Origin of the sequence: Bartonella sp. MR90HLJMH (assembly GCF_042194115.1) — a bacterium.
GTDB lineage: Bacteria > Pseudomonadota > Alphaproteobacteria > Rhizobiales > Rhizobiaceae > Bartonella > Bartonella grahamii.
The window spans coordinates 157828-171124 of the sequence record NZ_JBHIMM010000005.1; the positions used below are offsets into that span (position 1 = coordinate 157828).

Genomic DNA, 13297 nt, shown 5'->3' on the forward strand with positions numbered 1-13297 from the left:
ATAAGTGCTAAAAATTGCACAAAAATATTAAAAACGATGATACGGATGATTATTTTCGATTGTCACAGCGCGGTAAAGTTGTTCTGTAAGAAGAATACGTGCGATTTGATGTGGCCACGTCATCAAACCAAAAGATAAAAGAAAATCAGCATGCTTCCTTATTTGTTCATTATGTCCATCAGGTCCTCCCAAAGCAATGACGACATCTCGAATGCCTTCATCACGATAACACCTCAATTTTTCAGAAAAAGAAATTGAAGAAATCGATTCTCCACGCTCATCTAACACAATTAATCGACATTTTTCAGGTAAAAATTCAATAAGTCTTCTCCCCTCTTCCTCCATACGTTGACACGCTGTTTGAGCACGACTTTCTGGTATCTCTTGTAATTTTTTTAAATGAAAGCCTACAACTCCAGAAATTTTAGAAAAACGATCCAAATAATGCTGAACTAATTTTTGCTCCGCCCCACTTTTCATACGACCAACCGCAAAAATAGAAATTTGCATTTTAATGATCTCCGAAGAGAAGCAAAGCTGTATCGTTTAAATCCGGAGTCATCCATATTTTTTCTAAATTATAAAAAAGGCGAATTTCTGGACGAAAAAGATGAATGATAATATCACCTGTATCAATCAATACCCAATCACCTCCAGCAAGCCCTTCTACACGCGCAAGCCCCTGCCCATTATTTTTCCAAGTATGTAATAAATGATCAGCAACAGAAGATACATGACGCTGCGAATTTGCTGAAGCTATGACCATATAATCAGCCAAAGATGACTTCCCCCGAATATCAATAGAAACAATATCTTCTGCTTTTGTATCTTCTAAGCTCTTGAGAATAACTTCAAGACTCTCTCTAACAGAAAAAACTTTTTTTTCTTTTGAAGGCATACTATCGTAAGAGTGTTTGTGTGCAATATTTTTCAGATCAATATCCTTTCTTATCATTGTGGAATCTAAAAAGAGATTTCTCTAAAGAGAAGCAGAATCTTATGAAATGTTCAAGAAAAATCATTCTTTTTCAAACGCAGGTTTGTTGAAGATTGAAAAGATAAAGGTCCATGCAAATAAGTCCAAACTGGTGGCTTGATAAAAGGTAATCGCTTACTTTCTCTCTCATCCAAACGAAAACGACGATAAATATGTGCCATAGGAGAAGAAAGTGCCGACCGATTGCCTAAAGGACGATCAATAATCGCAATAGGAAGCATAGAAACGATATCATGCCATCGATACCAATGATGTATCGTCGTAAAACTATCTGCCCCCATAATCCATACAAAATTTACGCCACTGTAATGGGTAAGAATATGAAAAATTGTATCTATTGATACTTTGCTCCCTATAGCCTGTTCAAAACCTGTTAAGCGAATTTTTGGATGGTCAATAAGTTTAAAACTTAATTGCATTCTCTCCTCTAAAGAGAGCAACTGTGTACGATCCTTTAAAGGATTTCCTGGAGTGATCATCCACCATAACTGATCAAGATGCAAACGCCGAATGGCAATTTTTGCAACAAGAAGATGCCCTGCATGCGGTGGATTAAAGGAACCACCAAAAAGACCCACAACATTGGATCTTTCAACATGTGGCATACAATTTTTCCATGGAAAAAATGGTGTTCTCAAGCTCTAACCTGACCATTTCCTTTAACATGATATTGAAATGAAGTTAGCTGTTCAACACCTATCGGGCCACGTGCATGCATTTTTCCTGTTGCAATACCAATTTCCATTCCAAAACCAAATTCACCTCCATCAGCAAATTGTGTGGACGCATTGTGCAGCAAAATAGCTGAATCTAAATGATTAAAAAAATTCTTCACCACTTCCAAATCCTCAGCAATAATCGATTCCGTATGTCCTGATGAATAACGCTTGATATGAGAAATGGCTCCCTCAACACCCTCAACCGTTTTAACAGAAAGAATAGCATCAAGATATTCATGCGACCAATCTTCTTCAGAAGCTAATTTGACATCTGGCATAAGAAAAACAATATCTTCTGTAGCACGAATTTCACACCCCTTCTCCTGTAAAGCAGTTAAAACAGGAAGAAACTTTTTTAATGCCTGACTGTCAATGAGAACTGTCTCAACAGCACCGCATATCCCTGTCCGCCGCAACTTTGCATTTAAAACAATATTGCGTGCCATATCTAAATCTGCCGATTTATCAATATAAATATGACAAAGTCCCTCCAAATGAGCAAAAATTGGAACACGTGCATCAGACTGAACGCGGGCAACAAGGCTCTTTCCACCACGTGGTACTATCACATCAATCGCTCCATCCAATCCTTTGAGCATTTCCCCAACGGCAGCGCGATCTGTCGTTCCAACCATTTGAATAGCATCTTTGGGTAAACCAGAGCGCTCTAAACCTTGTACCAAAGCTACATGAAGAGCATGAGAAGAATGAAAGCTATCCGAACCACCACGCAAAATCGCAGCATTGCCTGCTTTTAAGCACAAAGAACTCGCATCAACTGTAACATTTGGACGACTTTCATAAATAATACCAATCACACCAAGAGGTGTTCGTACACGACTTATATGAAGCCCATTTGGACGTTTCCACGCGCTCATGACCTGTCCAACAGGATCAGATAAACGAGCAACTTGGCGAACACTGTCTATCATTGCACGTAAACGCAAGTCATCTAATTTTAGCCGATCAATCATTGCAGCTTTCAAATTATTCTGAGCAGCATTCTCTAAATCTTGACAATTCGCCCGTAAAATCTCATCTGACTGAGCCTCCAGACTTAAAGCGATCATTTCCAATGCATTGTTCTTTTGCTCAGAAGAAGCAACAGCCAACGCTGCAGCGGCATAGCGCGCTTTTTGTCCCATATCTTTCATTTGTTCTTCTAAAGTCATCGTATCATCCACTCTGCCAAAACAATAAAAACAAAAGTAACTTTTTTAAACAGAATTGGTCAAGCAACGTACAATCATATCATTACGATGCACCATAGCAGAGCGCGCCTCATACCCAAGAATAGCTTCAATTTCTTCACTTTTATGTCCTATAATGCGTACAGCCTCATCTTTGTCATAGCTTACAAGTCCACGCGCAATCTCAACTCCATCTGTACCAACAATTGCAACCGTATCCCCACGCTGGAAATTTCCCTCAACGGCAATAACCCCTGCAGCTAATAACGATTTTCCTGTTTCAAGGGCCCTAATGGCTCCTTGATCAATCGTCAAAACACCAGATGGATCTAAATGACCAGAAATCCATGTTTTCCAAGCACTGACAGATTTCTTACTTGCCGCAAAAAAACTCTTACGTTCACCTTTGTCAATTGCAGCAAGGGGATTCATACGCTTGCCTGAGGTGATAATCATCGCCGTTCCAGCAGCATTAGCGATTTTTCCGGCATCAAGCTTAGTCTTCATTCCTCCCCGTGAAAACTCTGAAGCAGCAACATCTGCCATTTTTTCGATATCATGCGTAATGGATGCAACAAAAGGTATAAATTCAGCCGTAGGATCACTATGGGGAGACTTTGTATAAAGACCATCAATATCAGATAAAAGTATTAAAAGATCTGCCCTCACCATTGTTGCCACACGTGCAGCTAAACGATCATTATCACCATAACGAATTTCAGTTGTTGCAACAGTATCATTCTCATTAATAACAGGCACAGCTCCCAAATATAAAAGCATCTCAATCGTTGCACGTGCATTGAGATAACGCCTTCGCTCCTCCGTATCAAATAAAGTGAGCAAAATTTGGCCTGTTTTGAGCCCATGTTGAGCAAGCGCATCACCATAGGTTTTTGCTAACTCAATTTGCCCCAAAGCAGCACATGCCTGACTTTCTTCCAATTTCAAAACGCCCTTAGGAAGCTGTAGCAATGTCCTTCCTAAAGCAATAGCGCCTGAAGACACCAACAATATCTCTACGCCTTTTTTGTGCAATTCAACAACATCACTGATCAAGCTTTTAAGCCATTCAACCCGTAAACCTGTCTGAGGATCAACCAAAAGGGCAGATCCAATCTTGACCACAATACGTTTATAGTGTGTAAGTTTTTGCGATCCAACAGCCATCTCAATCAACCTTGCTATCCCCACTGATCTCCTCTTTGCTTGACATTTCAATAATATGTGCACCAGCCCGCAGCACATTTTCTAAACCTTCGCGGCTAACCGCAGAAAACATCATAACAGGTTGACCCGCAGCTCTTTGCAAAGCTTCTTGTTTCGTTTTACGCTCTTCAATTGTCAGAGTATCTATCTGGCTTAAAGCGACAATTTCAGTCTTATCACTTAGATTATTTCCATATGCCTCAAGTTCATGACGCACAATTTGATATGCTTTTGCTACATCTTCTTCTTGAGAAGAAATCAGATGAAGCAGTACGCGACAACGTTCTACATGTCCTAAAAAACGATCTCCAATTCCCACACCTTCATGCGCTCCTTCAATTAATCCTGGAATATCAGCCAAAACAAATTCACGACCATCAATACGTACAACACCAAGATGAGGATGTAGAGTGGTAAAAGGATAACCTGCAACTTTTGGTTTTGCAGCCGTTACAGAAGCTAAAAAAGTTGATTTTCCAGCATTAGGTAAACCAACAAGCCCAGCATCAGCAATTAATTTCAAGCGAAGCCATACTGCGCGCTCTTCTCCAGCCAAACCTGGATTTGCACGACGCGGTGCCCGATTTGTCGATGTTGTAAAATGAAGATTACCAAAACCGCCATTCCCTCCTTTTGCAAGACGATAGCGCTGCCCCACTTCCGTTAAATCACAGATTAACGTTGTATTATCTTCTTCAAAAATTTGCGTCCCAACCGGAACTTTAAGGATGACATCGTCACCCTTTTCACCCGTCATATTACGACCCTTGCCATTCCCCCCTGTTTTTGCTTTAAAATGCTGTTGGTAGCGATAATCAATCAGCGTGTTAAGCCCATCAACAACAAGAGCCCAAACATCACCACCCCGTCCTCCATTCCCTCCATCAGGTCCCCCAAATTCTATGAATTTTTCACGACGAAATGATACTGCTCCAGAACCTCCATTACCAGAACGAATATAAACCTTAGCTTGATCAAGAAATTTCATTGGAAGCACTCTCTGAGGAATCAATCTCTCTACCTCTATAGGCAATACATTAGTTTTACCAGTTTTTCATCATTGATAACAGAAAAACTGTCAATATCGCCGATAACTCTTTGAGAAAAAATCATCACATCTAAATAGGTTAAGTAAAGTTAAATCTTCTTAAAAGAAGGCGCTATTCTTGTATTTTTGTTTTTCCCTTAAATTCAAGTGCTAGAAGATAAAGCTCTACTGATTCTGATCGGCTTGCAGGCGGTTTAACATGATAGACTTTTTTAAAATGCTGTTTTAGTATTGTGAGAAGAGTGTTTTCTGCTCCTCCTTGAAAAGCCTTTGCTAAAAAATGTCCCCCAGGCTTAAGAACCGAAAGAGCAAAATCAGCCGCAACTTCACATAAATAAATCGTTCTTAAATGATCCGTCTGACGATGACCTGTTGTTGGCGCTGCCATATCAGAAAGAACCACATCCGGTTTTGTCCCTAAAGTTTCAATTAATTTCTGCGGTGCATCTGTATGCAAAAAATCCATTTCCAACATGGCAACTCTAGGCAATGGATCAACATGTAAATAATCAATACCAACAACGCTAGGATCTTCATCACTTGACCCTACTATACGCTCAGCCACCTGACACCATCCCCCAGGTGCTGCTCCTAGATCAATAACCTTTTGACCTTTTTTCAAAAACCTATAACGCTCATTAATTTCAATGAGTTTATAAGCCGCACGCGAACGATAACCATCTACTTTTGATTGATGGACATAAGGATCATTCAGATGCCTCTCTAACCATCGTCGTGATGAAGCTTTAATGGTTCCTGCTTTCTTTTTTACGCGCTGATATAATTCATGTGACCCTGAACCTCCGTAGCCACCCCTCGGTGTTTTTGTTGTTTTTTTCATCGTTATTCATTGTCTCCATATTTAATTCTCTAACGCTTGAAATCTCCGCTCTTTCTATGACGACACCATACCCTATCGCGTAACATCAGCTCTATCAAAATTCCTTCCCTTAATCCACGATCAGCAACTCTTAAACGCTGACTTGGCCAAACTTCCCGAATAACATCTAAAATTGCACAACCAGCTAAAACTAAATCTGCTCTCTCGCGCCCAATAAAAGGACTTACGACACGTTTTTCTATATCCCATGACAATAGGCGTTTTGTCATAAGAGTAATGTCTGCATCATTCATCCAAATGCCATCCACTTTTTTCCTATCATAACGCTCTAAATTAAGATACATTCCTGCTAAAGTCGTAACTGTACCGGAGGTTCCCAAAAGATGAAACTTCGAACCTTGCGCTAACTCTCCTAATTTATGACGATCTGAAAAATTATTTAATAACCCTCGCACATAGCTTTTCATTTTTTCAAAATCATCTAAGCTAATATCATTCCCTCCAAAACGTTCAGAAAGCGTAACAACACCAACAGGAAGAGAAGTCCAAGCGATAATTTGTCTAGCTAAACGAAAAGAACGCTTTTGAGAAACATCAAGTAGCACAATTTCTGATGATCCCCCTCCAATATCAAAAAGCACAATTGCGTCAGTATTTGGTTCAATAAGTGTACTACACCCTGTAACAGCAAAACGCGCTTCTGTTTGCCGATCAACAATTTCCAATTCAAGACCTGTCTCCTCCAAAACACGCTGAATAAAATGTTTACCATTTTCTGCAGAACGACAAGCTTCTGTTGCAATCAAGCGATAACGCTTAATATGCCTTTGTTTTAGCTTTAAATGACAAATCTTTAATGCTTCAATCGCACGATCCATAGCTCGTGTATTAAGAAAACCATTATTTATTAAACCTTCTCCCAATCTTACAATACGAGAAAAAGCATCAACAACACGAAAATATCCAGGCTTACTGGGAGATGCGATAAGAAGACGACAATTATTCGTTCCGAGATCAAGTGCTGCATAAAGAGGTGGAGACTTTACTGGAGGGAACCGTCGAAGAAAAGGCGCTTTGAGTTTTTTTGTTTTTTGAGCACCTATCATTATCTGACTATGAAACTCAAAAGCTGTCTCAGATTGAACAAAAGCCTGTTTCTGTTCATAATGTTTTTTTCTCTGTTGTCTCTTTATATCAACAAAAACAGAGTATGATTCTGTTCGTGACAATGCAGAACGATTATTTGTATTACTACCGCACTGATCATACAACTGATCTGCTTTGGTATCGTATATTTCTCCTCGCTTTAACTCTTTTGAACCATAGTTTAACGGGGTCATTTCTCTTATCCCTTGAGCGTTCCCCCCAATAAATAAACGCGAAAACTCTTCTTCTCATTCCTAAATAAAGCAATAATGCAGCATCAAAAATGCAGCATCAAATGATAAATACAAGAAATCATTCTTTCTTTGCCTATCATTAAAATTTTCTAAACTAGCATCATTCAGATTTTTGTATAATCTTTTGGTTGTTTCCGTGAAATCATGCTTCTCTTTATGAACTTAAAACTATAAATTAATCGTTTACGTTCGCATCAATTTTTATAAATTTTGCTCTTTTCTTTATACCATTTACACGGAGCACACTTCTATTGTAACAAACCTACATTATCATACTATTTGCTGACTCTTAAGGTCACAACAACCTATACATTAGTACGGTTTATAAAAAATTTTTTCTTTTTTCAATCTCGTTATCCACACACGAGCCTTATTTGTTGTATGCAATGAAATGGCTTTGATTATGCTGGAATAAAAGTTCCATAATACTACAAAATGCAATTACAATAGCTGTTATTTTGTGAATACCAATTAAAACTATCGTTCAAAAAATTCCCTAGGATTATAAATTTATCTGAAAAATATTAATGCTTAATCAGACCGCTCTAAAAATCCATTTAAAGCTTTAAAAAAGAATTTAGCCTACTTATTATTGTAAGGAATCTATCTTTTTAATTATTTTAAATCGAGTATTTCTAATCTTTTTTACTTCTAATAACTCACGAAACCACTCTTTAAGCTTTATGGAAAATACTAACTTTATTTTCTATTACATATAAAGAACTTATTGTGACTTTATATTCATAAAACTCTCACTCTTTCCAATAAATCAGCTCGATGTCATATTATATAAAAATTCTTACTTATTTGACCTTATAATTTACACTCAAAAATATAATACAACGATTTATGAAAAAATGACTCTTGTTAAAAATACTCGATGGATTCTAAGGACGTAAAGAATTAAGTGCTGCATTTAACCCTTTAAATGGTACAGTAAAAGAAAATACCTTTCCTTCTTTAAGTTTATAGGAAATACGTACTTTATTGTCCTGCTCTATTTGTTTAGTCAAAACCGGCCCTACAGGCGATTGTGCCAAACAAACGGTTTCATTGCATTGCGTATAATGAATAAGAACAGGTTTTTTAACACCTTTTACAAACATTTGAATCGGAACATTTATATCAGAATTTGGCAATGTTCGAAAAAGCATCACTGCTTGACCACTTGTCGTAGACACAAGAGACCAACTAAAAATGGTATTTCCTTCTTGATCATGAACAGTCTGTGTCACATTACATATACCTTGCTTATGTTTAAGCTTTTGTTTTTCGTCACAAATCAAAGTCCAGTCATAAAACTGCATAATAATTCGACGTGTTTCACCAGGTTCTCCCTTAGGTATCGATAAGTGCGGTGGATGCACTGTATAAATATTATTGTTCTCGTTAGCAAAGCTTTTGCTCTTGCCTATTAAGGCAAGAGCAAACAGAACCTTTACTAAAATACTTCTCTTTTTTACAATAACAGCCATTTTTTCTATTATCATCTCAACCTCAGAGTAATTCCAGCACCTATCCCCCAGTGACCTCCAGCACTCGTAATAGATACATTCGAGCGAATATTTCCATCTTCAGATGTATAACCAGCCCCAATAGCAAATGCGGATTGACTGCGCCACAAACCACTACCAAATGAAACACTTAAAGATCCTGGTATATCATAGTAACGTAAGTTGGACACCGCTAAACCAATCGCTGCTGCTTGTCTTGCTTCCTTGCGAACATCCTCAATAGCATAATTTAACGTCTCAAACTTCATATCCGTATAGGATTTCGCCTCGTTAACGCCATTATTAACTATAGTATTGACTTTCTCATCCGTATACTTATTGGCATCTTCAAGAACCGTCTTCATCTGCTGTTCTGTGTAATCATGTAACTGACCTCCATTAACAGCTTCTTTCGAATCCTTTTCAATCTTTCCATCCGCTACATTGTCTATTAACACTGGAGAACTGTCATCTCCACCAACTAATGTAACTGTATTGGTCTTTTTACCTGTTTCATCTTTATCATATTGTACAGATCCATCCGTAACTTTAGTTTCAATATCCTTGACCTGATCTGTAATCATCTGCTGGGTTTCCCAAAGCTGACCTCCATTAACTGCTTCTTTGGAATCTTTGTCTACCTTACCGTCCTCTACATTGATAATCTTACTAGGACTCTTAACGCCCTGATCATCAACGTGAGAAGCATCATAGCTTCCTTTTTCTTCATTCCAATTCAGACCATTAGACGCAACATCCTTTTCAACTTCTTTTATACGATCGTTGATAGTGCTCATGCTGTCATTAACAACATCAAATGCTTCAGAGACATTATTACGCTCCTCTTTATCACCTTTCGTACCATCCTCATTGAAAACCTGAACGTAGAATTTGGGTCCTTGCCAGTTTCCTTCCTTATCATAACCAGCTCCTCCACCAAAATATGAGGCAAAGCTCTGTTGAAGAGTATAAATCTGACCTCCATTAATCGCATCCGTCGAATCTTCTGATATCTTTCCTTCCGCAAGGAACGTGATCTTGCTGTTGTCCTTTTTACCTTCCTTCTCATGCTGTGCTACAAACGCACCCGCATCATCACTCCACAACAACGCATTTTGCTCAATATTTTCTGAAATCTCATTATGAAGATTCTTGAAGACCTTATTGATACCGGCAAACGCGGCTGCAATGCTATCATAATCCTCCTCTTCAAAGCTGCCATCTTCTTGGAAAGTCATTAGCTTGAAACCTGGAAGAACCCAGCCATCACCATCATACTTAGCATCACCACCAAAATACTTTGCTAGCGACTGATTCAGATCATAAATCTGTCCACCATTAACCGCATCACTCGAGCCTGATGCTATAGAACCAGCTGCAAGCGATGTGATCTTGCTGTTTGTCTTCTCACCGTCTTTTTCTCCATGCTTGGCTACAAAGGCTTTTGCACTTTCATTCCACAACAGCGCATCGCCTTGCATAGATTCTGTGATGTTCGTGACTTGTTCTTTAAAATCATTGACGACATTTGTGAAATTCTTATCAATTCCTGCAAAGGCTTCCGTTACATTATGATGCTCCTGTGGATCACCTTCCGTACCATCTGCATTGTAGGTTTTAAGCGTGAAAGTTGGTTCGCTCCATTCGTCATCTTCATACTTAGCATCACCACCAAAATACTTTGCTAGAGTCTGATTCAATGAATAAATCTGACCACCATTAACCGCATCACTCGAGCCTGATGCTATAGAGCCAGCTGCAAGCGATGTGATCTTACTTGCTTTTCTGTTATCACCTTCCCCATGCAGGGCAACAAAAGCACCTTCAGTCTTGCTCCATGATAAAGAATCTTGTGCAACTCCCTCTGAAACTTCCTTAATGCGAGCGTTCACAGTCTTGATATTATCATCAAGTCCTTTAAAGGCAGAACCAACATCGGTATGTGATTTATCTGTTACCTTACCATCTTTATCAATACTAGATAAGTTATAGTTTGGAGCTTGCCATTCGCCTTTCTCATTATAACCAGCACCACCACCAAAATAGCCAGCAAACTGTTTTTGCAGTTCATAAATCTGTCCACCATTAACCGCATCACTCGAGCCTGATGCTATAGAACCAGCCGCAAGTGATGTGATCTTGCTGTTTTCTTGCGTCACTACAACTTTGCCGTCGTCTCCTTCTTCCCTCTTTTCATGCTGCGCTACAAAGGCATGGGCTTTATCACTCCATAACAAGGAATCATGCGCAACTCCTTCTGAGACTTCCTTAATGCGAGCGTTCACAGTCTTGATATTATCATCAAGACCTGCAAAAGCGGTGCCAACACCTTGGAACGAACTCTCTGTCACAACTCCATCTGTGGCAATGTGCGATAATTTATAGGTTGGCTGTGTAAGAGCTCCATTTGTAAATGCAGCATCTCCACCTAAGAACTTGGCAACATCCTCACCGATTGTGTTAACCTGACCACCCGTGATTGCATCATGTGAATCCTTGGCAATCTTACCATCAGCAACATTATGGAGACCTACAGCTGTCTTATCTGTAGCTTTTCCTAAAGTCACATTCGCATAATCAATTTTATCATCCTTTTTATCGTAATGAACAACTGCTGATTCATCAGACTGAAGACTGTTGGAAAGATCCGTTAAACCTTTCTCAAGCTGACCTTTGTTAACGGCTTCATTATCCTTGGTCGCTGCCTTCACACCAGAAAGAGTCCGATCCGCACCTGCCTTATTGGCAATATTGATTTCACTGCCTTCTACTTCTTTACCAATATTGATAACCTTTGTCTTTTCATCCTGCTTAACAAGGCTATCGCCTACGACTTTGCTAATCTCCTTGTTAATCTCATTATGAATGTTCGTGAAAGAACTGCCAACGCCTGCAAACGCTTCCGCTACACTATTATAGCTCTGCTCTTCAACAGCACTCCCATCTTCCTTGATTGTTTTAACCTTGAAACTAGGAGCAGTCCATTTCCCATCCTTATAGACAGCACCACCACCTAAAGACGTAGCAACCACAGTGCCCAAGGTATGAAGCTGTGAGCCATTAACGGCGTCTGTTGAAGTTTCACTGACAGCTCCAGCTGCAAGAGACGTTATCTTGCTGTTTTCTTGTGTCACTACAACTGTGCTGTCTTCTTTTTCTTCCTTCTTTTCATGCTGCGCTACAAAGGCATGGACTTTATCACTCCACAACAAGGCATCACCTTTAACCTCTTTCGAAATATCATCGATCTTTTGGGTAAACTTATTTTCTACATTCGTTAGATGCGTATTCACATTCTTGACACTCGTATCAAGACCAGCAAAAGCTGAACCAACATCGTTGTAGGGCTTTTCTGTTGCCGTACCATCTTCAGCAACATTTGAGATCTTATAAGTCGGAGCTGTAAAAGCACCATCTGCAAATGTTGCACCACCACCAAAATAGGTAGCAACGTTATTGCCTAGTGAATGAAGCTGATCACCATTTACAGCATCATGTGAATCCTTGGCAATCTTACCAGCCGCAACATTATGCAACGCAACAGTGCCTGTTTTGGGATCACCAAAAGTCACACTATTCTTATTAATTTTAGGTGCTGTTCTGGTAAGTGTACTGACCTCTTCTGAAGCTTCTTCCTCATCATAAAGAACTGCCACAGAACGCACTTCTTCAATGTCATCAGAAAGTTTTGTCACATTCTCATCAAGCTGTCCCTTGTTAACTGCTTCGTCGTTCTTTTCTGCATCCTTCACACCAGAAAGTGTCCGCGCCGTATTTTTATTATCGGCAAGAGTAATCACACCACCCTCTTTTTCGCCACCAATCTTGATTATTTTCTGCTCTTCATTCCACTTAACAAGACTATTACTTACCACATTAGTAATATCGTTTTTAACATTCGTGAAAGATGTACCAACATCAGCCAAAGCTTCTGCAACAGTATTATACTTCTTCTCTTCTTCAGTACCATCATCCTTAACAGTCTTAATCGTGAAAGTAGGAGCAATCCATTTGCCTTCTTTATCATATCCAGCACCACCGCCAAAATAACTACCAACCATTTCACTCATAGAATAAATCTGAGAGCCATTAATGGCGTCCGTTGAATCTGCTGCAATCTTGCCAGCCGCAAGCGATGTGATCTTGCTGTTTTCTTGCGTCACTACAACTTTGCCGTCGTCTTTTTCTTCCTTCTTTTCATGCTGCGCTACAAAGGCATGGACTTTATCATTCCACAACAAGGAATCTTGTGCAACACCTTCAGAGACTTCCTTAATGCGAGCGTTCACAGTTTTGATATTTGTATCAAGACCAGCAAAAGCGGTTCCAACATCGTTGTATGACTTTTCTGTTGCCGTACCATCTGTAGTAATACTGGATAAATTATAGATCGGTCCTTTAAA

General features: G+C 39.3%; 10 protein-coding genes. All 10 read right to left on the reverse strand.

Features of this window, described 5'->3' with window-relative positions; genetic code table 11:
* Positions 1–27: 27 nt before the first annotated feature.
* Entirely contained in the window at positions 28–510 is a 483-nt protein-coding gene (rlmH, locus tag ACFIJ9_RS05115) for a 23S rRNA (pseudouridine(1915)-N(3))-methyltransferase RlmH (protein WP_375636030.1), read from the reverse strand.
* Between the two features lies 1 nt (position 511).
* The gene (rsfS, locus tag ACFIJ9_RS05120) at positions 512–955 is read right to left on the reverse strand and encodes a ribosome silencing factor (RefSeq protein WP_375636031.1); all 444 of its coding nucleotides are present in this window, start codon (positions 953–955) and stop codon (positions 512–514) included.
* Between the two features lie 53 nt (positions 956–1008).
* Positions 1009–1602, reverse strand: a complete 594-nt coding sequence (locus ACFIJ9_RS05125; protein WP_012754576.1) for a nicotinate-nucleotide adenylyltransferase — start codon at positions 1600–1602, stop codon at positions 1009–1011.
* A gap of 29 nt (positions 1603–1631) precedes the next feature.
* Positions 1632–2888: a glutamate-5-semialdehyde dehydrogenase gene (locus tag ACFIJ9_RS05130; protein WP_375636032.1), complete on the reverse strand. Its 1257-nt coding sequence runs from the start codon at positions 2886–2888 to the stop codon at positions 1632–1634.
* A 45-nt stretch (positions 2889–2933) separates the two neighbouring features.
* Positions 2934–4073, reverse strand: a complete 1140-nt coding sequence (gene proB, locus ACFIJ9_RS05135; protein ID WP_375636033.1) for a glutamate 5-kinase — start codon at positions 4071–4073, stop codon at positions 2934–2936.
* A gap of 1 nt (position 4074) precedes the next feature.
* Positions 4075–5100, reverse strand: coding sequence for a GTPase ObgE (obgE, locus tag ACFIJ9_RS05140; protein WP_375636034.1), 1026 nt, complete (start codon positions 5098–5100; stop codon positions 4075–4077).
* Between the two features lie 172 nt (positions 5101–5272).
* Positions 5273–6001, reverse strand: coding sequence for an RlmE family RNA methyltransferase (locus ACFIJ9_RS05145; RefSeq protein WP_273790641.1), 729 nt, complete (start codon positions 5999–6001; stop codon positions 5273–5275).
* A gap of 29 nt (positions 6002–6030) precedes the next feature.
* Positions 6031–7341 carry a Ppx/GppA phosphatase family protein gene (locus tag ACFIJ9_RS05150; protein WP_375636035.1) on the reverse strand — a complete coding sequence of 437 codons (1311 nt, stop codon included), beginning with the start codon at positions 7339–7341 and terminating at the stop codon, positions 6031–6033.
* A 947-nt stretch (positions 7342–8288) separates the two neighbouring features.
* On the reverse strand, positions 8289–8891 hold the full coding sequence (locus tag ACFIJ9_RS05155) for an invasion associated locus B family protein (protein ID WP_375636036.1): 603 nt from the start codon (positions 8889–8891) through the stop codon (positions 8289–8291).
* Positions 8888–13297, reverse strand: a 4410-nt coding sequence (locus ACFIJ9_RS05160) for a YadA-like family protein (RefSeq protein WP_375636037.1), incomplete at its 5' end; no start/stop codon positions are given. The genes ACFIJ9_RS05155 and ACFIJ9_RS05160, both read right to left, overlap by 4 nt.